27 protein-coding genes are annotated in these 21,559 nt (G+C 46.0%); 11 read left to right on the top strand and 16 right to left on the bottom strand.

The window, feature by feature from the left end; translation table 11 throughout:
- Nucleotides 1–129 precede the first annotated feature (129 nt).
- The 5 genes from JFQ59_RS06125 to JFQ59_RS06145 all read left to right on the top strand — a co-directional run bounded on the left by JFQ59_RS06125 (nt 130) and on the right by JFQ59_RS06145 (nt 2,472).
- Entirely contained in the window at nt 130–411 is a 282-nt protein-coding gene (locus JFQ59_RS06125) for a winged helix-turn-helix domain-containing protein (RefSeq protein ID WP_202319541.1), read from the top strand.
- A 70-nt stretch (nt 412–481) separates the two neighbouring features.
- Entirely contained in the window at nt 482–670 is a 189-nt protein-coding gene (locus tag JFQ59_RS06130) for an antitoxin family protein (protein ID WP_202319701.1), read from the top strand.
- A gap of 108 nt (nt 671–778) precedes the next feature.
- On the top strand, nt 779–1,081 hold the full coding sequence (locus tag JFQ59_RS06135; RefSeq protein WP_202319542.1) for a PIN domain-containing protein: 303 nt from the start codon (nt 779–781) through the stop codon (nt 1,079–1,081).
- A gap of 294 nt (nt 1,082–1,375) precedes the next feature.
- On the top strand, nt 1,376–1,684 hold the full coding sequence (locus JFQ59_RS06140; protein WP_202319543.1) for a nucleotide pyrophosphohydrolase: 309 nt from the start codon (nt 1,376–1,378) through the stop codon (nt 1,682–1,684).
- A gap of 62 nt (nt 1,685–1,746) precedes the next feature.
- On the top strand, nt 1,747–2,472 hold the full coding sequence (locus JFQ59_RS06145; RefSeq protein ID WP_202319544.1) for a queuosine precursor transporter: 726 nt from the start codon (nt 1,747–1,749) through the stop codon (nt 2,470–2,472).
- Here the strand turns inward: JFQ59_RS06145 and JFQ59_RS06150 are convergent.
- The 7 genes from JFQ59_RS06150 to gatB are packed head-to-tail and all read right to left on the bottom strand — an operon-like array spanning nt 2,462 to nt 8,967.
- Complete coding sequence (locus tag JFQ59_RS06150; RefSeq protein ID WP_202319545.1) at nt 2,462–3,109, bottom strand: NAAT family transporter; 648 nt, start codon at nt 3,107–3,109, stop codon at nt 2,462–2,464. The two genes, JFQ59_RS06145 and JFQ59_RS06150, sit on opposite strands and share 11 nt — an antisense overlap.
- A 1-nt stretch (nt 3,110) precedes the next feature.
- Nucleotides 3,111–4,052, bottom strand: coding sequence for a methionine synthase (locus JFQ59_RS06155; protein ID WP_202319546.1), 942 nt, complete (start codon nt 4,050–4,052; stop codon nt 3,111–3,113).
- Between the two features lies 1 nt (nt 4,053).
- A complete protein-coding gene (locus tag JFQ59_RS06160) occupies nt 4,054–4,362 on the bottom strand; it encodes a hypothetical protein (protein ID WP_202319547.1) in 309 nt (102 codons plus the stop codon).
- A 30-nt stretch (nt 4,363–4,392) separates the two neighbouring features.
- A complete protein-coding gene (locus JFQ59_RS06165; protein ID WP_202319548.1) occupies nt 4,393–5,796 on the bottom strand; it encodes a flippase activity-associated protein Agl23 in 1,404 nt (467 codons plus the stop codon).
- Nucleotides 5,787–6,596 carry a hypothetical protein gene (locus JFQ59_RS06170; protein ID WP_202319549.1) on the bottom strand — a complete coding sequence of 270 codons (810 nt, stop codon included), beginning with the start codon at nt 6,594–6,596 and terminating at the stop codon, nt 5,787–5,789. Before JFQ59_RS06170 ends, JFQ59_RS06165 begins: the two co-directional genes overlap by 10 nt.
- Complete coding sequence (locus JFQ59_RS06175; protein WP_202319550.1) at nt 6,593–7,555, bottom strand: glycosyltransferase; 963 nt, start codon at nt 7,553–7,555, stop codon at nt 6,593–6,595. The genes JFQ59_RS06170 and JFQ59_RS06175 overlap by 4 nt, the downstream gene beginning before the upstream one ends.
- Complete coding sequence (gene gatB, locus JFQ59_RS06180; protein ID WP_202319551.1) at nt 7,552–8,967, bottom strand: Asp-tRNA(Asn)/Glu-tRNA(Gln) amidotransferase subunit GatB; 1,416 nt, start codon at nt 8,965–8,967, stop codon at nt 7,552–7,554. Before gatB ends, JFQ59_RS06175 begins: the two co-directional genes overlap by 4 nt.
- Nucleotides 8,968–9,008: 41 nt before the next feature.
- Here gatB and JFQ59_RS06185 point away from each other — a divergent pair, with 41 nt between their 5' ends.
- The 3 genes from JFQ59_RS06185 to JFQ59_RS06195 are packed head-to-tail and all read left to right on the top strand — an operon-like array spanning nt 9,009 to nt 11,757.
- Nucleotides 9,009–9,884, top strand: coding sequence for a DNA-3-methyladenine glycosylase family protein (locus JFQ59_RS06185; protein WP_202319552.1), 876 nt, complete (start codon nt 9,009–9,011; stop codon nt 9,882–9,884).
- A 33-nt stretch (nt 9,885–9,917) separates the two neighbouring features.
- Nucleotides 9,918–10,472 carry a CBS domain-containing protein gene (locus JFQ59_RS06190; protein WP_202319553.1) on the top strand — a complete coding sequence of 185 codons (555 nt, stop codon included), beginning with the start codon at nt 9,918–9,920 and terminating at the stop codon, nt 10,470–10,472.
- Nucleotides 10,473–10,509: 37 nt separating this feature from the next.
- On the top strand, nt 10,510–11,757 hold the full coding sequence (locus JFQ59_RS06195) for a hypothetical protein (RefSeq protein ID WP_202319554.1): 1,248 nt from the start codon (nt 10,510–10,512) through the stop codon (nt 11,755–11,757).
- Here JFQ59_RS06195 and JFQ59_RS06200 read toward each other — a convergent pair.
- Nucleotides 11,754–14,177, bottom strand: a complete 2,424-nt coding sequence (locus JFQ59_RS06200; protein WP_202319555.1) for a hypothetical protein — start codon at nt 14,175–14,177, stop codon at nt 11,754–11,756. The genes JFQ59_RS06195 and JFQ59_RS06200 overlap by 4 nt on opposite strands.
- A 125-nt stretch (nt 14,178–14,302) precedes the next feature.
- On the opposite strand from JFQ59_RS06200, the gene JFQ59_RS06205 reads away from it, so the two are divergent.
- Nucleotides 14,303–14,491 (top strand): hypothetical protein, encoded by a 189-nt coding sequence (locus tag JFQ59_RS06205; protein WP_202319556.1) that lies wholly within the window; start codon nt 14,303–14,305, stop codon nt 14,489–14,491.
- A 9-nt stretch (nt 14,492–14,500) separates the two neighbouring features.
- On the opposite strand, the gene JFQ59_RS06210 is transcribed toward JFQ59_RS06205, so the two are convergent.
- From JFQ59_RS06210 to JFQ59_RS06245, 8 genes are all read right to left on the bottom strand, one after another.
- The gene (locus tag JFQ59_RS06210; protein WP_202319557.1) at nt 14,501–14,953 is read right to left on the bottom strand and encodes a hypothetical protein; all 453 of its coding nucleotides are present in this window, start codon (nt 14,951–14,953) and stop codon (nt 14,501–14,503) included.
- A gap of 5 nt (nt 14,954–14,958) precedes the next feature.
- On the bottom strand, nt 14,959–15,429 hold the full coding sequence (locus JFQ59_RS06215; protein WP_202319558.1) for a hypothetical protein: 471 nt from the start codon (nt 15,427–15,429) through the stop codon (nt 14,959–14,961).
- An 8-nt stretch (nt 15,430–15,437) separates the two neighbouring features.
- Nucleotides 15,438–15,863 (bottom strand): hypothetical protein, encoded by a 426-nt coding sequence (locus JFQ59_RS06220; RefSeq protein ID WP_202319559.1) that lies wholly within the window; start codon nt 15,861–15,863, stop codon nt 15,438–15,440.
- Nucleotides 15,860–16,285 carry a hypothetical protein gene (locus JFQ59_RS06225; RefSeq protein ID WP_202319560.1) on the bottom strand — a complete coding sequence of 142 codons (426 nt, stop codon included), beginning with the start codon at nt 16,283–16,285 and terminating at the stop codon, nt 15,860–15,862. The genes JFQ59_RS06220 and JFQ59_RS06225 overlap by 4 nt, the downstream gene beginning before the upstream one ends.
- Nucleotides 16,286–16,369: 84 nt before the next feature.
- Nucleotides 16,370–16,777 carry a hypothetical protein gene (locus tag JFQ59_RS06230; protein WP_202319561.1) on the bottom strand — a complete coding sequence of 136 codons (408 nt, stop codon included), beginning with the start codon at nt 16,775–16,777 and terminating at the stop codon, nt 16,370–16,372.
- Between the two features lie 38 nt (nt 16,778–16,815).
- On the bottom strand, nt 16,816–17,835 hold the full coding sequence (locus JFQ59_RS06235) for a sulfite exporter TauE/SafE family protein (RefSeq protein ID WP_230972340.1): 1,020 nt from the start codon (nt 17,833–17,835) through the stop codon (nt 16,816–16,818).
- Between the two features lie 12 nt (nt 17,836–17,847).
- Entirely contained in the window at nt 17,848–18,720 is an 873-nt protein-coding gene (locus JFQ59_RS06240) for a DUF169 domain-containing protein (protein ID WP_202319562.1), read from the bottom strand.
- A gap of 210 nt (nt 18,721–18,930) precedes the next feature.
- Nucleotides 18,931–19,869: a LysR family transcriptional regulator gene (locus JFQ59_RS06245; protein ID WP_202319563.1), complete on the bottom strand. Its 939-nt coding sequence runs from the start codon at nt 19,867–19,869 to the stop codon at nt 18,931–18,933.
- 125 nt (nt 19,870–19,994) lie between these two features.
- Here JFQ59_RS06245 and ribH point away from each other — a divergent pair, with 125 nt between their 5' ends.
- A complete protein-coding gene (gene ribH, locus JFQ59_RS06250; protein ID WP_202319703.1) occupies nt 19,995–20,426 on the top strand; it encodes a 6,7-dimethyl-8-ribityllumazine synthase in 432 nt (143 codons plus the stop codon).
- The gene (locus tag JFQ59_RS06255; RefSeq protein WP_202319564.1) at nt 20,407–21,546 is read left to right on the top strand and encodes a pyridoxal phosphate-dependent aminotransferase; all 1,140 of its coding nucleotides are present in this window, start codon (nt 20,407–20,409) and stop codon (nt 21,544–21,546) included. The genes ribH and JFQ59_RS06255 overlap by 20 nt, the downstream gene beginning before the upstream one ends.
- Nucleotides 21,547–21,559 lie beyond the last annotated feature (13 nt).

The raw sequence follows: 21,559 nt of genomic DNA on the forward strand, positions 1-21,559 counted from the left end.
ACAGCGGCTATTTCCTTTACTGGAGTCCCCTTGTCGAGTTGTCTGATTATCCATCTGATCTTCTTGTTCGTTAGCTTTCTCACAAGAGTTGGATGTTGGGTTGTGAAATAATTTTGGGATACTACAAGCATGAGTCCAATACGATTAACACATAAAAGCTTCATCGCCTTATCTTCAGCTACAAGGTTGAGAATTCTAAAGATTCTTGAAAAAAGAAGAATGACCCTGAGCGAGATCTCAAAGGAGATGGGCATGTCGAAATCAACTGTTAGTGAACATTTGGAAAAGCTGCTGGAAGCAGAGCTGATCACAATTGAAAAAAGAGGAAGGTGGACGTATTTTTCACTTACCGATTTTGGCAGAAGAATTGTTGATGGTGAGGAGTTGGTGGTTAGAATAGTGCTAGATTGAAAAACTTTCAGATCCCTCAGGGCCGAAGGTTATGACAAAGAGCATATATATTGTTGTGATAATAATCTGCATGCCAAAGATTATTGAGGCAATTTATGAGGATGGAGTGTTCAAGCCTTTGGAGAAGGTTGAACTTAAGGAAGGAGAAAAAATCAAATTGAGGATTGATGAAAGCATATCCGACATCATAAAAAAGTATAGGAAAAAGTTCAAACTGAATGAAGAAGATATTGAGGTGTTTTTGGCGAATAGAAGATGACAAAAAGGGATCGGTTTGGTTGGATTTGTTCCTTGAAAACGAACAACGAGCAAAAAGAGCAGAAACCATACTTGAACATGTTAAAAGCATTTATTTAAGGTATTTAAGGTGGAAATCGCTGGAACACTTGCCAGGAGATTCAAAAAAGAAGATATTTCTGAGTTTTTAGACGAAATACTGACCAAAGTTGAAATCATCGAAAATCCAGATGGACTTGCCTTTAAGATAGCTCTAAATACAGGTTGCAGAGCGATAGACGCATACTTCATTGCTACTGCAAAACTGACGAACTCAGTCTTGGTGACAAACGACCGGATCATGGCTGGGAATGCAAGAAAAGCGAGGGTGGAGAGCTATTACATCATCAATGAGTTTGATACAGCAATAAAAAGACTTGCCGAAGTTGGTTGAACAAATCTAAAATGGTTGTGTACTCTCAAGTCAGATTAGTTCCGGGAGCACTCATGCTCTCCATATAAAGAATCCGTTCCTAGGGGTTTCTCTTTGTGTTTCTTGGTGCTACGAACAATATTCTTGGCCTTTTTGGCGTTCTATCCCAATATGTGTTTTGCTTCTTCCAACGGTTGTTTGTATGGTTTGATGTTGCTGGTGCTGATGGCTTATTGTTGTTATGCATCTTATTCCAAGTAGTTGTGTTCTCGCAAATTAAAAAACACTCTTTAAGATGTACTTTCAAAATATTCTATGAGTCTCGAAGAACTCTTCAACATATTGAGGAAGTTCAGAGATGAGAGAGGGTGGAAAAAGTACCACACGCCTAAGAACCTTGCTTCCTCGATAGTCATCGAGGCTTCTGAGCTGCTGGAGCTTTTCCAGTGGACGAGAAGTTTCGATGAGGAGCAGCGGGTTCTGAGAGAAAGATATGAGGAAGTGGAGGACGAGGTTGCGGACATCCTGATATATCTGCTGTTCTTCTGTGATATTGCGGACATCGATCCCGTAGAGGCATTTAAGAAGAAAATGGCAAGGAATGAGGAAAGATTTCAGAGGTAGCCTACAGCTAGTCAAAACATTATAAGTCAGAAAATAATATAACCTGCAGACATAATCAAACCATGCTCCCCTTCCAGAATGAGATACTGTGGTTTGTACTGCTACTGGCGAACTTTCTCGGAATAATCATGGCTTACAGAATATTTGGCAGAATGGGGCTGTACGCCTGGACAGCTATGGCAATAATTCTGGCGAACATTCAGGTTATGAAGACCATCCAGTTTTTCGGACTTGTTACAGCAATGGGCAACATCGTTTACGGGACAACATTCCTTGTTACAGATATCCTGTGTGAGAACTACGGCAGGAGAGAAGCGAGAAAGGCGGTAGAAATCGGATTTTTCGTTCTTGTGGCATTCACCTTCCTGATGCAAATCTGTCTGGCTTTTGTACCTCATGAAAGCGACACGCTGAGTCCTGCACTGGAGCAGATATTCGGAATAATGCCAAGAATAACGATTGCAAGCCTTACAGCGTATATTGTTTCGCAGATGCATGACGTGTGGGCATTTGATTTCTGGAAGAGGAAAACCGAGGGAAGGCATCTGTGGCTCAGAAACAACGCCTCGACTATGGTGTCTCAGTTGATAGACAACGTAATTTTCACGTGGATAGCATTTGTGGGCTTCGGCATCTTCTGGGAGCAGGTTTTTCCGTGGGACCTCATTGCCCAGATATTCATCACCTCGTATATAATGAAGTTCATAGTGGCAGTATTTGACACACCATTTGTCTATCTGGCAAGGAGCATCAAGGGTGCAGTGGAAAAAAATGAAATCATCCAATAATGCCCATTTCCAAAAGCTCTCCGTAAAGACCATCAAAGACGAATTCAATGGCTATTGCAGCCAGAAATATTGCGAATATCCTTGCAATAATATCCGCACCGCTCCTGCCGAGCAGTCTGATTATCGGGGAACTGTAAATGTGGCTCAGCCTCACAATTCCGTAAACGAGGAATGCGCTGAGCACAGCAATTGCCCTCATAAAGATGTCACTGGCCTGCGAGTATATGACGATACCTGCAGTAATTGCTCCAGGACCGGAGTAAAGAGGAAGAGCGAGGGGAAATACGGCGATAGAATCTACATCTATGCTTTCCTCAGCCCTTCTTTTGTAAGCTTCCTTTCTCGTTCCACCGAGTAGTATATCCACGGATGCAATGAAAAGCAGTATCCCGCCTGCTATTCTCAGACTGTTAATCGACACGCCAAAGTAGTCAAGAATTTTCCCCCCAGTTACCATCGTGAGAATGAGGATTGATAGAGCTATTATTGTTGCTCGCTTTGAGATCCTTTCCCTCATCTCATCGCTGAACTTTTCGGTCAGGGCAATAAAAATCGGAAGATTCCCGGGTGGGTCTATTATTACGAAGAGCGTTGTAAAGCATGTAAAAAAGTAACTTAGATACGGGCTCAGATCCATGCTAACCCTCTACGGAGTCAACGGCTTTTCTGAGATTTTCGAGAAGCTGCAACGCAAGCTTTTGGGAGGGGAAGGAGAACAGACCACAATCCGGGCCAACGTACTCTACAAGATCACCAAATTTTTCAAGAGCAGCCCTTATTCTGCCCTCTATTCTCTCAACTGGTTCAATCTCATCGATGGCGAGTGAGATCAACTCCTCGTTTCCCCATGCGTTCACGTTGTGGAGTGAATTGAACTCTGCAATTATACCATCGATATCGCTCCTAGCAACACCAATTCTGAGTTTTTTGTCAGCCGCCTCAACGATTTCGGCATCTATGAAATCCATGTTTTCCATCTTCTTTCCGCATTCAATGCCAATGACATCTATACCTGTTTCAAGCAGTCTGTCGTAGTAGAGGGGATCGTGCAGGTGAATCTGAACATCCGCCCTGACGCTGTAATCCAGAGCTTTGTTTAGTAGATCGATATCGGGCTGCAGGTCTGGAGCTATCCCGAGGCTCGGCTCGTCTATGCTTATGCACTTCACGTTTTCATATCTGGTTGCATTCTCTACAAATCTTCGGATCGATTCTGCGATGTTCAAAAGCACGTCCTCGTAGATCACCCCTCCAAACTCTTTGTAGTATAGCTCAAAGGGTCCGGTTATGCAAACCCTGACTCTTTCAACCCTCATTTTCTCCACGTACTCAAGCTCCGGAATCAGGGCCTTTTTTCTGTCAATTAAGTATGGTTCTTCCTGAAACTTTTTGATAGGATCGAGAAACATTTCTATCATATCTCTGAACTGCGGATAGGTCGGAAGGTCAAGGACCTTTGCCTTCATCAGAAAGGCTCGCTGAACCATCTCCTCGTATTCCCTGGTGTTGATGTTGCCGTTAATCCAGTCCCTGCCGATACCCTCTGGCAGCGGAAAGCTGCCAATATCATCCACCTTCATGCTACTTCTCCAGTATCTCCCCTCTTAATGCGAGCCTCTCTATCTGATCCCTTAGTTCCTCCAGGTTATCCATGATCTCTCTCCAGCATCCTCTGTCGTCGCCGCAGTTCACCAGTTTGTCTCTGAGTTCGCGCAGCCTCAGTTTTATTCTCCTGACCTGATCTGCGTAGACCTCTTCTGATTCGGTGCCGTAAAAGATATTCCCCACCCTTCCTATGGCTGCTCTCAAAAGCCTTATTCTCTCTTCAACATCCCCGCTGTAATCGAAAGATTCGAGAAGTTCAACGAGATGGTCTTTTATGGAAACCATATCAAAGATAAATTATCTTCTTAAAAAAGTTTATCTCGACATCTCCCAGATGTAAACTCCCGCCCGCATCTCATACTCTCTGACTGGTTTGTAGCCCGCTTTTATGCACTCTCCCCTCTCAGAGGTGAACACGTAATCAAAACCTTCAGTACACCTGTCTCCAGAATATGCAACAGTCACGTGCCGCAGCATCCAGGGAAGCGGCCAGTAGTAATGTCCAGGCACGTAGACGAGAACCCTGTTCCCACTCTCAGCAAGGCTCTCTATTCTTTTTGCAATCTCAACTGCACCGGGTTGCGTCTGAATGTAGATAAGTGGTTCTCTTGTGTCCTGATAGTTCACGTAAGTAATGTGGACTGCAAAAATTAGTGTAAACAATCCGAGTATGCAGAAAGCAAACCTGAGAGCTTCCTTGTCCTCATCGAAAATTTCCTTGCCGGCAAAAACCGACCCGAAAAAGGCCAGAGGGGCGACAATATGAACAACAAGCCACGGGGTCTTGTAAGACATTGCATGGTAAAAAATTACCGATACAGCGGTCCAGAAAACTGCCAGAGCCTCCACGAAATTGAGCTCTCGCTTGACATAAAAGGCACCCAAAATGGCGATGCCCAAAGCGAGAAAATCGTATCTAAGCAGGATCAGTGCATAGTACCATACGGGATGGTAATGCACGCTTCCCCCAATGGCATTTTTCAGCCAGTAGGATATCGAGGAGCTGAGATAGTTTTCAATCCATTGAGCATTCAGCAAAGCTTCCATGGCGTTATTGTCAACAAAAGCCGATGAGTACATGAAAGCAGAGAAGAGTGCGAATACGGTTGCAGATGCTGCCAGGGCGGGAAGATTGATGTTTCTGAAGTAGTCCCGGCCTTCTGAGTAGATCCCGTAAACTGGGATGAGGACCAGAAAGCTGAGGTACTGAATCCAGTTTTCCTTCGATGTGAATATAACTGCCAGAAACAGAGCTGAAATGCATGCGTCAGCAATCCTCTTACTCTCCCTGTATCTGAGGTAAAAAAACAGAGCAACCAGAAAGGACGAAAGAACGATTATGTCGTTTCTCGCATATCTGGAGTAGTACAGGATTGAGGGTGAGAAGAGAAGAAAGAATGTGAAGATGTATGCGGAATTGCCAATCCATCTTTTAAGCATGAATCCGGCAACCACCCCCATAACACTGAATGCTGCTGCGGGAAGCCTGAGAGAGAAGTTGTTATCTCCCAGAATCCGGAATATAACTGAGAGGATGAAGTACTGGAAGGGACCGTGGTATGCAGGGTCGTATACATAGTTTTGATTTTCGATTACTGATTTTAAGGCTATCCAGCCGTGGATACTTTCATCAAAGTCAACTATCCTTGCATCAAGCCAGAGAAATCTGGTTATCAGGGCAATAAGCAGAACGATTAAAATTTCCTTCCTCATTTCCATCCGCCACTCCTGCTTCTGAAGTACAGAAAAACCGCCACTGAGAGTATGATGACAACAGCAGCAGCAATCGGATCTGTTTTAAACTCGCCTCTTTTGAAAACAAGGTAGGGGCTACCGGAGCTCTCAAATACCTCGTACTTTGAGCTTTCGAAGTTTTTAACACCTTTGTAAACCACATTTTCGTACTTTTCCACCGGCAATGCTGATAGTATGAGGAGACTCTGATTTTTCTGATTTCTCAATTCGAATACGTTGGATACCAGCTTGTAAGACAGGCCGATTCTTCCGGTCGAGTTGGCGGGGATAATGATGTCCTGGAACTCTAATTCATCGCCTTTTACTTTGTAGTTTATAAAACTGAGGGTGGATTCGTCAATTCTCAGGTTTCTGTGTGTGGGTAAGGTAACGGCCAGATCTCCTTCAAAATTTCTCCTACCCGAATTGGTTATCAGAATTATTTCGAAAACTTCCAGAGTGGGCTGAATGATGATATGCCTCATCAACGAAATATTCTCAGTGCTGCTGGTGAAAAGGAGGTTGAAGGTCACGGATGTGTTGTCGGTAACGTTCAGCTCGTTAACAAACGTCTTGTTCATCGCAAATAGTTTGAGCTCGTACCTGCCTTCGGGCAGTGATATCACGCTGCCGTTCGTGACGTTAAAATTCGTGCTGAAATTCTGACCTGTGACATTTAAAAGACACTCTCCATTGTAGCCGATCAGCACAACCCTTACAGAGTATTCCGCAGCGCTTGCAGTGGAGAGCAAGATCAATGCGATGAGAAGAAGTGCTGGCCTCAATCTACCACCCTCTCCATTGCACCCCACTCAACATCCCTTCCTCTGATGAACGAAATTAATGCGCTTATTGATGCGATCTGCAGGAGTACGGCGTGTGCCATCAATCCAATGGTGACCCTGATCTTAGAAATTTTTCTGTAGTGGTACAGCAAAAAAATCGGAGCGAGAATGAGAAGCGGGATGTAAAGTACCGGTACGAAGGTTAGAGTTAGCGCCATATACCACGAAACCCGGACTTTCCAGTGTGCATTCCTCATAATCTTCCTGTATCTCCAGAGCTGAAGGCCTCCGTGGTACCATCTTTTTCTCTGGTTGTACAGGTCGGTCCATGTGAGGGGAGCCTGCTCGTAAATTCTTGTGGTTTTCACAAGAGCCGCCTTGCACCCTTTTGCATGCATTCTAGTGGCATAGTCAGCATCCTCAGCCGTTGCCCACTCATGAAGTCTTTCCTTCATGAGCCACTCAGCTCTCAAAACGCCGATCATCCCGTTGAACTGCTTGAAAGAGCTTTTCTCCAGAAGAAAATTCAGAAGATAGTATTCTGCCTCCACAGTCTCCGAAACAAGGTTAATTCCGTTGTTGATGTATCTTTTCGAGGATGCGATGTAGCAGTCTTCACAACCCTCCAGCGCCCTGACACATTCAGTAATAAAATTTCTCTCAGGTCTTGAATCGACGTCAAATATGGCGATATAATCCGGTTTGAATTTTTCCAGGTAGTTTAGGGCATCATTTATCGCTCCTGCCCTCTTGCCTCTCCGACCATCCCTCAGAAGCACCTCAATTCCAAGTTTTTCAACTGTCTCCTTTCTTCTATCGTTCTTTCCGGCCCTGTCTATGACATAGAGGATTTTTACCTCAAAATTGTCATATTCAAGAGATTTTAAATGCTCCGCACTTCTCACCAAAATTTCTTCGCTCTCAAAGGGCGATACTGGTACCACTACTGCAACCCTCATGCAAGCATTTCTTCGAGCATTTTTGCCGTCTCTCCGGGATCGGCCCTTCCACGCGTCTTCTTCATTACCTGACCGACCAGAAAGTTTAATGCCTGTTTTTTGCCGTTCAGATAATCCTGAACAGCTTTGGGATTTTCCTCTATCGCTTCCTTGCAAAAACGAATAATTTCCTCCTTTGGTATGGCAAACAAACCCTTCTTTGCAATTATTTCGTCAACCTCGCCACCACTGTCAAGTTTGGTTCTGATAACCTCCACAACGCCTTTTTCTGTAATTCTGTCTTTGTCAAAATATTCTATCAGCTTGGCAAACTCAGAAGGAGGAAAAATCTCCATGCATTTCACGAAGCTCCATCCTCTGTAGTTCAACTCTCCCCTCAACACATCGACTATCCAGCTCGCAGCGAGTTTCGGATTTACATGCTTCGCCACATTCTCGAAATAGTCTGCCATCCTGACATCGAGAATAAGGACCCTTGCGTAGTTATCCCCGATGCCGTATTCAGCCTTCAATCTCTCCCTTTTCTCCTCTGGCATTTCTGGGAGGGTTCCCTCAACCTCCTTCAGAATCTCCTCTGTGTATATGGGGACGAGGTCCGGTTCGGGAAAGTAGCGATAGTCCTGCTCCTCCTCTTTGCTCCTGAGCGTCACTGTTATGTTTCTGGCTTCATCAAAGTGTCTTGTTTCCCTGGCAACTGCCCTTCCCCTCTGCATGAGATTCTTTTGCCTCATAACCTCGTAGGAAAGGGCCCTTTCGACACCTTTGAATGAGGATATGTTCTTTATCTCAACCCTCCCCCCTCCCCGGATCGATATGTTTGCATCCACCCTCATGGAACCCTCGAGATCGCCATCAAAAACGTCCAGATACTCCAGAATCATCCTGAGCTTGTTAAGGAATAGTCTGGCCTCTTTGGGGGAATTCATCACGGGCTCGGTCACGATCTCCAACAGAGGGGCCCCACTTCTGTTGTAGTCTATCATAGAGTACTTGGCGGTGGTTATGGAACCCTTGTAGCTGAGTTTTCCGGGATCTTCCTCCATGTGGACTCTCTTGAGCTGTATCTTCTTTTCCTGTCCATCAATTTCGATACTAACATAACCCCCAAGAGCAAGTGGACGATCGTACTGACTTATCTGGAATCCTCTGGGGAGATCGGGATAAAAGTAATTTTTCCTGTCAAAAACAGTAAAATGCTGAACTTCGGAATTAAGGGCAAGCGCAACTTTTATAGCTGCCTTTACGGCTTCTTTGTTGATTACGGGCATGGCTCCCGGCATGCCAAGGCACACAGGACAGACGTGTGTGTTCGGCGGACTGTGGTGGTAGTCCAGCGGGCATGAGCAGAAAAGTTTAGTTCTGAGTTTGTTAAGCTGAACGTGAACTTCAAGTCCTATGACCACATCGTCCATAAACTGTGAAAACGTGGACGTATTAAAAAGGTTGTGAAATCATGTGGAAAATACGGCTTGATCACCCCGTAAACTGGAAGCTGAAGCTGAAATTCTTCGTTTTACCGGATAGTCCGACTCCGGACATGGTTTTTGATGGAAAATGGGTGAGAGCGCTTAGAGTGAAGGATGAGATCGTTCCGCTGGTAATTTATCCTGAAAGCAGTAACGTTCTGGTTGTGGATACCAGCGAGGTTTCGGAGGGGGAAAAGAAGGTGGTTGAGAGGAAGATTGTGGACTATTTCGGCCTTCATGACCCTTCTGGACTTTACAGTTTCATGGATGGGGATGAAAAACTGAAGTTTCTGAAGGAGAGGTTTTATGGGTTCGGTAGAGCGGGATTGATGTCCATGAGCGTCTACGAGGGAGTGATAAAGGCTGTAATTCAGCAGCAGATCTCATTCAGGGTGGCTGAGAAAATAACGGCCAGAATCGTGGAGAGGTTTGGAGAGCGTAGTGAGCATCGAGGATTTGTGGCTTACGAATTTCCGGACCCCGAGTCGCTTGGATCTGCAGGAGTTGAGGATTTAAGGGATTGTGGTTTGAGCAGAAGGAAAGCGGAGGTCATAATTGACATCTCTGAGACGGCTACCAGCTTTGATTTTGAAATGCTAAGAAAAGCCAGGGAGGAGGAGGTTTATGAGTTTCTGACGTCATTCAGAGGAATCGGAAGGTGGACGGCTGAACTCGTGATGTCAATGGCAATCGGAATGAATGTTTTTCCAGCAGACGATCTGGGGGTGAGAAGAGCAGTTTCAAACCTTTATTTTGATGGAGAGCTGAAGAGCATTGAGGAAGTAAGAAAACTGGCTAAAGAGAAGTTTGGAAATTATGCAAGAGATGTCCTCTTCTATCTTTTCCTCTATGATAGAAGCTAAAGTTTTTTAGGAGGATGCTGAACTTTTATAAGAATGTTTCCCGAAATAGAGGAACTCAGGAGAAAAAGGAAAAAGCTTGGGGTAAGCCAGAAAAAACTTGCAGAGCTCGTAGGAGTGAGTCAGCCTCTGATAGCCAGGATAGAATCCGGAAATTTTGATCCAAAACTTTCCCTTGTGAAAAAGATTCACAGAGTACTTGAGGAGATAGAGGGTGGTAGAGTTGAGGCGAGAGTTGTAATGAACTCACCCGTGATTTATGTGTCCCCGTCAGACAGCTTGAAGAGGGTGGCTGAGCTGATGACCAGAAAGGAGATTTCTCAGCTTCCCGTCATCGAGAGGGGAAGGGTTGTGGGCAGCATAACGGAGACTGATATTGTGAGGGCTGTGATTGAGAAAGGGTCTCAGGCGGAAAATATCAGGGTTGGCGAGGTTATGGGTGAGCCTTTTCCCACCATAGACCCTGATGAGAGTGTGAGCGTTGTTTCTAAACTTCTGATGGAATATCCTGCAGTTCTGGTTGTACAGGGGGAGGAGATCGTTGGTATAGTGACGAAGCAGGACGTGATGAAAACCGTTACCAGGGATTGATCGAAAAATTTTAAGCGCCAACCGCTGTGACATTTTTGTGAAGCTGTCACACATGGTTATAATTCTGCTGATTCTTGCAGGTATCCCTCTAACACGGGCGTGGAGCATGGGATTTGACATAACGGGCACGCCTGAAGGTGGGTATCTGATTGCCGGGGCTACTGGATTGAATTACGGATACAGCCATGCGTGGCTAATAAAGGTTGATCGGAATGGAAACGAGGTATGGGATAAAACCTACGGGGGAAATTGCAGGTCACAAGCCTGGAGTGTGGCAAGAGTTGAGGGTGGATATGTATTTGGGGGAATTACAGGCTGTCGTGATGACGACGCATGGATTGTAAAGGTAGACGAGAATGGAAATATGGTCTGGAGCAGGGTTTTTGGCTACGGTGGTGGAGGGGACAGTGCGACAGCGGTTGCAAGGTCGGGAAAAGGTATGCTCGCTGCTGTAACTATAGCTCCCTGCAGGAATGGATGCACGAATGAGGATGTCTGGATAGTGAAGTTTGGGGCGAATGGGACTGAAATATGGAGAAAGGAAATCGACAACAGGAAGTACGACAGCATAAAAAGGATAATCAGAACCACCGATGGCGGGTACATCGGGGTGGGCGCTACTGGTGACTATGAAAATGGGAGCTACACCAATCTCGACCTCTGGGTTTTGAAGCTGGATGAAAATGGAAGCGTAGAGTGGAGTGACGTTTTCGACTACGGTCTTCTTGACGTAGCATGGGATGTTGTCGAACAGGATGACGGGTTCGTAATCGTAGGGGAGGTGTGGACATGTGCTTTGACAGGATCTACCAGCACATCAGCAAAATGCGTTTATCCCCTCGTTTATCCCATATTGCTGAAGCTGGATAAAGACGGACATCCTGTTGGGGAGAAGAAAATTGAGTGCGGCGGTATATGTGCGGGATGGGGAACAGTTGATGATGTTGTGGCGGGTGTGGCTGTGAAAAATTCCAGCGAGCTACTCTGGATATGCAACCGTACAGACTGCAAAAATATTGAAGGCAATTTCACATTTCTGCCCCTCATCTTCGGGCCGGTCAGAGTGGAGAAGGCGGAGGATGGTTTTGTTGTACTGGCCAGTGAAAACAACTCTGTCTGGCTGGGAAAGTTCAACAGCAATCTCGATCTCATGTGGGAAAAGACATTCAGGCATAAACTGGAAGAGGAGCATTTTGGTAAACCATCCGCACACAGCTACCTTTTTCAGGCCGGAGCGGCAATAGCTCTTGCAGCAATCCTTGTGGCGGTTTTGAGAAAAATTTAGGAATTGGATATGAAGTTCCCGTAACCCCACCACGGATAATCCTGTGGATGCTCCATACCCGGCAGATTCTTTAGCAACTTGATAATCACTGAAAGCATCTGATCGAGTAGCTTCATCACCTCGAAGTCAGCCCTTTCCTTTTCCGAATACGGCATCAGAACTCTGAATTTCAGCAGATAGTTCAAACCGGTTCTTCCATCGGGTGGACCGGTGATGCTTGCCATATTCGTCACCAGGATACCGGTTACATTTTCAAGCTCCGATCTAAGCGTGCTGTTCATTACAATTTGTTTTATAATTCTGGCGCTGTCGTAGAACTGTGTGTAAGTTGCGATTATGAAGGTGTTGATCGTGTTGTTTCCGCTGACCTCCATAACCCACAGAGTCTGTTTCAGGTAGGGGAGAAAGTCGATAATGAATCTGTTGAGTGCAATATTGGCAAAAACTATGTTGTCTTCATTGGTCGGATTGGGAAGATGATCGGGCTCGGGATATCTTTTATCCCAGTTCAGAAGCTCCTCTGCCATAACCTTAATGTTGTAGGCGAGATTTCTCAGAAGGTAGTAGATCCATGTTGGGTAGAAGTTCTGCCATGCCGGGATGTCGTGATCGCCGGGATAACTGCCGGCAGGCATGCTCGTCACGAGAGCTACAAATGGGTGGATGCCGTATCTGTGTCCGAGCAAAATACCGACTACATGTTCGTTATCAGCGGCAAGACCTATGAATCCCGGCAACCCGAGACCGCTGTGGGGGTCGGGATCAAATATGTTTACAATTCCGATAATTCTGTAACCATTTCGAAAAGCCTCCTCAGAGCTGACGGTATTGATTGTGTAGTCCAGAGATATTATATGAACCGTGCAGGGGAGCGCATCAGGCCCCTCGATCCTGCTGTAGGGCTGCCTCATTATGTCGGGGATCGTGCTGTACTGTGTGCACATCTCGATGGTTCTGCTGATTACCACTCCAAGAACGTGGTCTGGAGCGTTGAACTGAATAAAGGGGCCGAAACGGTAGCCGCTCAGATGTTCTCCGCAATTATGTGCCCCCTCGTTGTCTAAATAGCAGCATTCACCATCGGCCTGACAGATGTATTTCCCGCAGTAAGCACCTTCATCAGGGCCTATGCAGGCTGGCTGAGTTTCGGCATCCACGTCATTTGTGTTTCCGTTTATCCCTTCGGTCTGGGAGTTATCATCATTGTTCGGGTCAACAATGCCCATCTTCCAGATGAGTAAATCCCAGTGGTGAAAATGCTGGGCTGCCGGTATGCTGTAACCGTTTACATTTACAGGATCAACATCCTCCGGCTCGGCTATCCACCTCACTTTGACCCAGTCTCCCCCTCCAACGTCCCAGTATCTGCCAATGAGTGTGATATTGTAGCTTCCGGGTGTTACCGCAACATCTCTGGCAAATGTTTCCTCACCACACCCGGCACCGACCTCGTAGGCCTTTCCGTTCACCATAACATCAGATATGGCCGCTTTGAAAGTCACACGCCATTTGTCACTCACCCCCCCGCTAATTGGCTCTCCACTGAGCGTGGCGTAGCCACTACTGTTGGTTAATGCTATACCAAATGCACCGTATCCGTTATCCCACTCTCCCCTGATGTAGGCCGGGTAGTTCCCGACGGGATTGCCACCGGATGTTACTTGAATCCTGACACCGATCGTGTCGTCGTCAAATATGCCATCCCAGTCCCTGGATATTCCGGTGACAGAGCCTGGAATAACGCTAACACAGGCTGTCTGTACGCTCGCATCGGGAACTGTGGCTCTGGCCTCTATGTAGTCTACGTCGATGTTTGCGGTATCCGAACCCCAGAGACGAGCGTATGCCTGACTTTGGAACAGGACGTATACTTTTCCGGAGCTGGAGATGTAACTGGACGGAGAATCGGTTGTGAAGTTTATCCACGTCCATCCGAGATTGACATCTGAGTAGTTGGCATACATTTCCCAGGAACAGGTCTCAAAGTTCCAGATGTACGCCTGAATTCCATCATCCTCATCTCTCAGGTATGCGTTGATTTCCAGATGTGTGGATGATGTGGCAACGCTGAACATGAATTCCATAACAGCGTACTCGGCATCATCTCCGAGTAATGTATCTGATGCGGTTGTGGAACTTCTGGAATAAACACCGTCCAGTGCTTTGACTGCATCTATGTCAGACTGACTAAATTGCTGCCCAATTCCGGCGCTGTAGTCACTCCACGGACTTTCCCACGCACTGTCATCATTGGCCCACAAATTTCCGCTGTTCTTCCATCCTCTGGGGAAGGGTGATGACGGTGAGACCTCTATGACCCCACCGATTTTGTTGAAGTTTTCTAAATACGTTTTAGCCTCTGCAGCGTTGAAAGCAAAGCAGATAATGGTTGTTAACATGATAATTCTGACAGCTTTCACGAAATCAGGATAAAACAAATAAATTATTAAAATTTTCGTATTGTTATTGTTAATGATTATGGTAATAAAGGTTATAAAATAAATTTTTCAGAAAAGTTTATATATTCCTCTTGTCAGCATGTATTATGAACACCCTTGTAGATGTGGTGGCAAACCTGCTGCAGGCCCTGGGTGTGAGGGTTAGCTATGAGACGTTTATAACGCTGTTAAACGTGATTAACTGCATCTACAGCCTGCTGCCATCCTGGCTGCAACCAGTGGTGAGTGCAGTCCTCAGGCCACTTGTGGACGCTCTGATTTCCGCCATTGCCTGATTTTTTTGTTCAGCGATATACTGCAGAGAGCTTCGCACCAATCTTTGACAGTAAAATTATTACCCACTTGAGGGACTCAAGCCCCCAGTAAGTGATGCTCGAGCCGTAGGATTCGCAGTAACCGCCCGGCTGGATGCACTCGTACTCTTTTCTGAGGATGTAGGCCAAACCTCTGCTGGCATTCTCATCTCCTGCGATGTATGTGATATTGCCAGCAACCTTCTGCCACATTCCCACGCTGTACTTGATCATGGTGGTGTTGTTCATGACCACATCCGTTGCATCTCTGATGCAATCTGAAAAATACTTCAAAAAGCCGAAAAGGTAGTAGATGTCCTCGGTTGCCCTTGTTACGAGGGTGCTGTTCTCGGCGATGATTTTCGCTATCTCTCCATTCAGCATGAACATTTTCTGAATGAACTGTAGGAGGTAGGATGCCGCCATCCAGACATCGACAGGCAACTTTTTCACCCCGGAAAGTAAGTTGGAAATACCCTGAGGGCGTCGGAAACCAGTATCACCAGATGTTTGGCTGCATAGTACAGATTTGCCACAAATTCTGGATTGTTTGACACCCTCTCTGTCATCACCCTCAGCAGGAAGGATGTTCCGTTCGTTCCGGATGCCTCGCCAATTATCAACGTGGCGTTTTTTGCAGCCAGAGCTACCACTTCCGAAAATTTGTTTTCAAGGGTGGAGTTGTGGTTGATCTGCCATACAAACCCGTATTTGTCGAAAAGAAGCTTTCGAAACCATGTGACAGAAACGTCTGCGTGGTACCATATTTCCCAGAAGCTCTGGTAAGCCCCTCTTGATGAATTCACGACCGTCTCGTTGTTTCCCGTGTACTTCAGGTAGATAAAGAATTTTCCAAGCGATCTGAGCACAGCGGCAAGCGCCTGAAGTATCACATTGCCGAGTTCCGCTACCGTCGGCATTGTCCACCTCACAGGAATTCAAAAACCTTCATGAAGTATATCACAGTACTGTTCATTGCCCTCACGAATCTTACAGCAATTTCCTCTGAAATCTGCTTGTTTTGAGTGAGTTCAATGTATGTGTGCCTGGCGATGTAGCTTATGCCGCTCAAACCGTCAATATCTCCGAACAGACCTCTGGAGTTTGTCGAGAGGGAGTGGAGGGTGTCGGCGAATGCGAATAGAAGGGTGGAGTTCGAGGCTGTGAGGTCTGCAATGGCTCCAAAAAACTTTACAACCCATAAAATAGCGGAGATCTGGGCGTAAACGAAGTCTGTGTGCTCCGGCGTTATATGCTTTGTAACCAGTTCAAGCATGCCGTAAATTAAAGCAAAGAAATCTGAAATCGGAGTTAGAACTCCGTTCAGAGCGAAATCAGTTGCATTCGCTATCACCCGATCACCTCATTCACTTTTTCGAGCATCTTTATGGCAACCTTTACTCCTAATTTCGCCGTTTTCCAGAACTTCATAGCGAAATTCTCATCGATATGTCCGGTCAAATTGCTCATAACAGCAGAAAGGCCATTACGCCCCATCTCATTGCCAAAGATGGTCTCGGGATTTCTTCCGAGGTAGTTCACCATGTTGCTGAAATTCTTCAGGGCGGAAGCGTTCTGGCCCGCAACATCCAGAGCCCCTCCATTACCTAAAAAAGGTTTTGCAAGCCAGTATCCTAACCCTGCTGCGTGGAGGGATACGTTCCATATGTCAGCGGTGTCTACCTTCAGCATCAGGGTGAGCGTGCTGGACATCAGCTCGAGACCTGCCAGAATGAGCCTGTAGAAGACGTCAGCGAAATCCGCAGCGCTGGCCATTCAATATTGATAATTCATTACTGAATAATAAATTTTTCGTATTGTTTGAAATTAAGGTGATGATGAGCATCAACAACCTGAAAGTTACTCAAAATTCTTTCGCGCTTCTTTCATGTTTCTCCAGGCGTTGAAGCTGTCTATAATAAAACTCAGTCCAAGCCTTACGGTGAAGTAGCCTATTGCCAGGAACATCGTGTATGAGAAAGCCTCGGAGTCTATGAAAAAGGTTGTGAGAAGCATGTATGGGCTCAAAAGCAAAAAGAACAGAGATGTGGTGAACATCATTTTTCTGAAAAACAGAGGCCAGTATTTTTCATTTGCCATTCTCTGAAGTCCCTCGTAAGCTTCTCTGTCATTCATTGCAATTGCGAGAATCGAAAGAGCGTGGTATTCGTTGAGTTCAGCCTCAAGTCTTTCTACATCTTCCAGAAATCCTCTGAAAAACTTTCTGAGAACCAGCGATTCCAGCCGCTCGGCCAGAAGGATGACCACAAAAGTTACGGAAATAAAAAGGTAAAGAAACGGGCCGTTCATGGTGGGAGATGAATTCCGAAGAATCCTGCGGCAATGTACCTTGTTCCTACGTAGAACGCCAGACCGCCGAACATTGCAAACAGCGCATCCATCGGGAGGTATTTCTGTGTTCTCGGTCCAATATAGCTGCCTATGAGGATACCGACCCATCCGATCGTTATTGGCCATACGAACTGCACACCTCTGGCGAACCATCCTGCCAGGGCTGAACACTGGTTCAGGAATACCGTTAGTGCCGAAACTGCGGGAGTTATGTACATGGGCCATCCAATGGCTGTGAAGAACGGAACGATCATGAATCCACCGCCAACACCGATGAGGGCTGCGATAAATCCAATCAGCAATCCGTAGAAGAACGGCAGATAGTTCTTGGCGACGAAATGTTCTCCGAAGAAGTCAAATTCAACCTGCGAGAGAGAGTACTTAACATTCGTTATTCCTTCAAGCTCGTCCAGTCTCCCACTCTTTCTAAGCTCCTCAACTCTCTGCTGGAATCTTTTGGCGGCTTCTCTTCCCTTGGATTTTGAAGCCTTTGCCCTCGGAGTTATCTGATAGAACATGTAGAAGGACACTGCCCAGGTGCAGATACCGAAAAGACCCTTGTATAGCGCAACTCCAAGCTTGCCTCCCGTACCCCAGACGGCAACCTGCGCTCCTATAACCATTCCAAGACCCATCGCAATTGCAGCAGGCCAGACAAGCCTTTTCTGGGTGTACCAGTTTATCGTGCTTGAAAGGGAGTTTAGCCAGGTAATTGCGGTGTTTGAGAATCTGATGTGGTCTGTCAGGTATTTTCCAGCATCGTTGTACATTCCAATGCTTACGGATTTTCCTTTAAGCTTGCTTGCCCAGTTTCCTATGCCGAGTATTGAAATGTGGCCAACACCGGCCATAATTCCTCCGAAAGCTCCAACGGTTGAGAAAATCCAGCCTACCCAGACACACCACAGTAAATAAACAATGGCGTTTATTTTGATCTCTTCACCGTGTATCACCATCCATGTTACGTCGAACAAGTTTTCACCCCCTTACTCATCGTCCTTGGGCTTTCTGAACAGCAGGAAGTTACAGAGCTTGCACACATTGAATCCCGGATATGTTTCGCCCGTCCTTGGATAACTGGCCCCTCCGTACTTTGCGGTTCTTTCCAGCAGTCTGACAATCAATGCCTCGAAATGTTCCCACGGTATGTAGACGTTGATTTCTCCCTGCTCGGTTTTTCCTGAAGTATAGCTGCTGCTGCACATCGGAACCACGTTGATTCTCTTGTTGTTGTACGTCCACACAACTCCACCGCACACAGCCGAGTTCATCATGAGATTCGGCTGAATCGGGTGGATGTCCAGGGCTGATGAGTAGTCATTGTAGATGTGGTAGCTCTGCAGGACATCGCATATAATGTGGATTACATCGGGCTCAAATTTTGCCTTGTGCAGCGGAGCTGTGGCAAATGCAATCAATCCTTCAGGCAATCTCGGCTTCGTCTTCACGAACTTTTCAGCCTGCTCCCTGTCCCGTACGTATTTCAGGTGGCTCTTAATTTCCTGCTCATCCAGATCCTTCCATCCGAAAAGAAATCGCGCATTGCTGCAGCCAAGCATTCTTCTGTCTCCGAGAAGTACATCGCCCTTCTGCCTTGACTCAGCCGAAAAATGGCAGAATGTGAATGGATTGCACGCCACGAGGTACTCATGTTCTGCCTTAAACTTATCCAGCTCCTCCTCGCTGAAAAAGAATTTCACAGCCACAGGGTAGTATTTCAGTTTTAGCAGATTTCTCAGTGTAAAAACCATGTCAGCTCTGCTCAGACCTGTTTTGTCTCTTTTTAACAGCATTGTTTCTGCAAATTTCCTGTCGTCAAGCAGCGTTTCACTATCTATTGCCAAATTCGCTTGCTGCATGTCTCCCGCTCGGGTGGGATATACTTAAATTTTTCGAAATTTTCTAAATAGGTTTCGAAAAAATTTGAAAATCTGGTTTTTTGCTCCCCTAACATTAGTTTTTAGAGTGCAAATTTTATCTTATATATTATTGTCAGTATTACAATTTAATTTTTAAATTAAAAGTAAAATTGATAAAAATACCATTTCGATGTGCTCGAAAAATTAAAATTAATCGAAACACGAGCACTGTCTTGCAAAATCCTGGAAAAGCTGCCTGCCTTTTTCGAGAATAAAATCCAGATACTCTTTCATTTTCTTGCTTTCGGTGGAAAGTTTGGAATACACCAGGAATATCTTTCTTTCTGACTTGAAGCCCTGTATTTTTCTCATTTTGATCAGACCGACCTCACAGGCACGACATGCAGCTATGTAGGACGTAATGGCTATTCCCATTCCGCCACTGACAGCGTTTATCTTGGAATAAAAGTCTCCAACGGTGTAGGCAATATTCAGCCGGTCAAACTTCAATCCGCTATCCATCAATGCTTTTTTTGTACTTGTGGTGATCCCGTAATCGTCGGTGAGCATCACTATCGGATATTTTGTAATATCTTCCAGAGTCACAACGCTTTTGGAAACAAGGTCGTGGTTGGGAGGAACTATCAAAACAAGATGATCAATGCCCAGAACCTCGTATCCGAGTCTCTCTATCTCCAGATGCTCGTCCAGGAGATCGCCAGCTATTGCGAAATCAAATTTTCCGTTTAAAATTCCTTTGACACACTCATGTGCCCCCCTCAACGCTACGTTCACTTCGAGCTGGGGGTAGCTTGCCTTCAGCAGAGTTTGAATTGCGTGCACGACATTGATTCCGACCATTCCAGAAGCGATGGTTATTTTGTCCCCTCTAAGGTTGGATATAAGCTTTTTTGTCTCTTCAATACTGCTCAGAACGTTTTTCATGTTCTTGAATGCAATGTTACCCTCATCCGTAAGCCTTACTCCGTCCGTCCTTCTCTCAAGAAGTTTTGCTCCGTAAAATGACTCAACAGAGTTAATTTGAAAGCTTACGGAGCTTACGGACATTCCGAGACTTTTTGCGGCCTTTTTAAGGCTTCCAGACTGAACGACTTCTATGAAGGTTTTCATGAAGTCGACCCGCACCATAGTTCGAAATTTTTTGTAGGGGTTTTTAAATTTTTTTAAATTTTATTTTCTGTGACTTTTTCAGGCAATCTTTTCTGAGTGTAAAATATTAAATACTACTCACCGAATCTAAGCTGGTGGTAATGATGGACAAGGTTAAGCTCGGCATGGTGGTTGCAGAGTTCAACAGGGATATAACCTACATGATGGAAATTCTCGGAAAGGAACATGCGGAGTTTTTGGGAGCTGAAGTTTCGGAAGTTCTCAGAGTTCCCGGGACTTTTGACATTCCTCTGGCTGTAAAAAAGATGCTGGAAAGGGGTAGAGTTGATGCCGTTGTTGCGATTGGCTGCGTCATAGAGGGGGAGACGGAACATGACGAGATAGTTGCCCAGCATGCAGCAAGGAAAATAATGGATCTCAGTCTGGAATACGGCAAGCCGGTTACGCTGGGCATAAGCGGACCCGGTATGGGCAGGATTGCAGCTACGGAGAGAGTGGATTACGCAAAGAGGGCAGTTGAGGCTGCGGTCAAGCTTGTCAAGAGGTTGAAGGAGTATGATTCAGAGGGGAGCTAACAGGATTGAGGTTGTTCAGCCATCTGCAACTCTAAGAGTTTCAACAATGGCAAAGGAGCTTGCAAGGGAGGGCAGGGATGTAGTGGACATGAGTGTGGGTGAGCCCGACTTTCCAACACCGGATTTTATCATTGAAGCTGCTTACAGGGCAATGAAGGAGGGCAAGGTATTTTACACTCCGACAAGGGGAGTTCCGGAACTGACCGAAGCCATAGCTGAAAAGCTGAGAAAAGAGAATGGTATCGATGTGACGCCAGATAACATCATTGTCACGCCGGGTGCGAAGTACGCCATCTTTGAGGCAATGATGTGTTTACTGCAGGAAGGTGACGAGGTATTGCTTCTCGACCCCTCATGGGTTAGCTATGAGGCATGCATTTTGATGGCAGGAGCAAGGCCGATCTGGGTTCCCCACGAGGAGGGTTTCGAGGATGCACCTATAGAGGACTACGTTACCGGGAACACAAAACTGATAGTCGTAAACACACCAAGCAACCCGCTTGGCGTTGTTTATCCAAGAGAGTTTTTGAAGAAGGTAAGGGATGTTGCCGTTGACAATGACCTTCTGGTAATGTCCGATGAAATCTATGAGAAGATAATTTTTGAGGGCAGCCACCACAGTCTCGCTGCAATGGACGGGATGCTGGAAAGGACGATTACAGTAAACGGCTTTTCGAAGACATACTCAATGACCGGCTGGAGGCTCGGCTATGCCGCTGCTCCTGAGTGGATTGTAAAGCTGATGAACCGCATGCAGAGCCATTCTGTCAGTCATCCAACCTCGTTTGTACAGTATGCAGGTGTGGCGGCCCTTAAAGGTAGCCAAGACTTTATTGAAGATGTGGTCAGGGAGTTCAAAGCAAGAAGGGATATGATAATGGAGAAACTGGATGAGCTCGGTATAAAGTATGCACCGCCGAAAGGAGCCTTCTATATCTTCATGGATGTTGCCAGAGACAGCATGGAGTTCTGCGAGGAATTTCTGAAGAAGGAATATGTGGCACTAACGCCCGGTGCTGCATTTGGTGTGGCCTACAGGAGCTGGGTCAGGCTTAGCTACGCAACATCGAGGGAGAGAATAGCAGAGTTCCTGAAGAGGCTCGAGAGGTTCTTGAAATAAGATTTATTTTTAA

This window comes from Archaeoglobus neptunius (assembly GCF_016757965.1).
GTDB lineage: Archaea > Halobacteriota > Archaeoglobi > Archaeoglobales > Archaeoglobaceae > Archaeoglobus > Archaeoglobus neptunius.

What these genes read in the sequence shown, in the direction of transcription:
- JFQ59_RS06225 (WP_202319560.1), bottom strand. Translation starts at nt 16,285, where the DNA reads ATGGCCAGCGCTGCGGATTTCGCTGACGTCTTCTACAGGCTCATTCTG.
- JFQ59_RS06125 (WP_202319541.1), top strand. Translation starts at nt 130, where the DNA reads ATGAGTCCAATACGATTAACACATAAAAGCTTCATCGCCTTATCTTCA.
- JFQ59_RS06130 (WP_202319701.1), top strand. Translation starts at nt 482, where the DNA reads ATGCCAAAGATTATTGAGGCAATTTATGAGGATGGAGTGTTCAAGCCT.
- JFQ59_RS06245 (WP_202319563.1), bottom strand. Translation starts at nt 19,869, where the DNA reads ATGGTGCGGGTCGACTTCATGAAAACCTTCATAGAAGTCGTTCAGTCT.
- JFQ59_RS06215 (WP_202319558.1), bottom strand. Translation starts at nt 15,429, where the DNA reads ATGCCGACGGTAGCGGAACTCGGCAATGTGATACTTCAGGCGCTTGCC.
- JFQ59_RS06205 (WP_202319556.1), top strand. Translation starts at nt 14,303, where the DNA reads ATGAACACCCTTGTAGATGTGGTGGCAAACCTGCTGCAGGCCCTGGGT.
- JFQ59_RS06140 (WP_202319543.1), top strand. Translation starts at nt 1,376, where the DNA reads ATGAGTCTCGAAGAACTCTTCAACATATTGAGGAAGTTCAGAGATGAG.
- JFQ59_RS06150 (WP_202319545.1), bottom strand. Translation starts at nt 3,109, where the DNA reads ATGGATCTGAGCCCGTATCTAAGTTACTTTTTTACATGCTTTACAACG.
- JFQ59_RS06145 (WP_202319544.1), top strand. Translation starts at nt 1,747, where the DNA reads ATGCTCCCCTTCCAGAATGAGATACTGTGGTTTGTACTGCTACTGGCG.
- JFQ59_RS06165 (WP_202319548.1), bottom strand. Translation starts at nt 5,796, where the DNA reads ATGGAAATGAGGAAGGAAATTTTAATCGTTCTGCTTATTGCCCTGATA.
- JFQ59_RS06255 (WP_202319564.1), top strand. Translation starts at nt 20,407, where the DNA reads ATGATTCAGAGGGGAGCTAACAGGATTGAGGTTGTTCAGCCATCTGCA.
- gatB (WP_202319551.1), bottom strand. Translation starts at nt 8,967, where the DNA reads ATGGACGATGTGGTCATAGGACTTGAAGTTCACGTTCAGCTTAACAAA.
- JFQ59_RS06240 (WP_202319562.1), bottom strand. Translation starts at nt 18,720, where the DNA reads ATGCAGCAAGCGAATTTGGCAATAGATAGTGAAACGCTGCTTGACGAC.
- JFQ59_RS06160 (WP_202319547.1), bottom strand. Translation starts at nt 4,362, where the DNA reads ATGGTTTCCATAAAAGACCATCTCGTTGAACTTCTCGAATCTTTCGAT.
- JFQ59_RS06185 (WP_202319552.1), top strand. Translation starts at nt 9,009, where the DNA reads ATGTGGAAAATACGGCTTGATCACCCCGTAAACTGGAAGCTGAAGCTG.
- JFQ59_RS06175 (WP_202319550.1), bottom strand. Translation starts at nt 7,555, where the DNA reads ATGAGGGTTGCAGTAGTGGTACCAGTATCGCCCTTTGAGAGCGAAGAA.
- JFQ59_RS06155 (WP_202319546.1), bottom strand. Translation starts at nt 4,052, where the DNA reads ATGAAGGTGGATGATATTGGCAGCTTTCCGCTGCCAGAGGGTATCGGC.
- ribH (WP_202319703.1), top strand. Translation starts at nt 19,995, where the DNA reads ATGGACAAGGTTAAGCTCGGCATGGTGGTTGCAGAGTTCAACAGGGAT.
- JFQ59_RS06190 (WP_202319553.1), top strand. Translation starts at nt 9,918, where the DNA reads ATGTTTCCCGAAATAGAGGAACTCAGGAGAAAAAGGAAAAAGCTTGGG.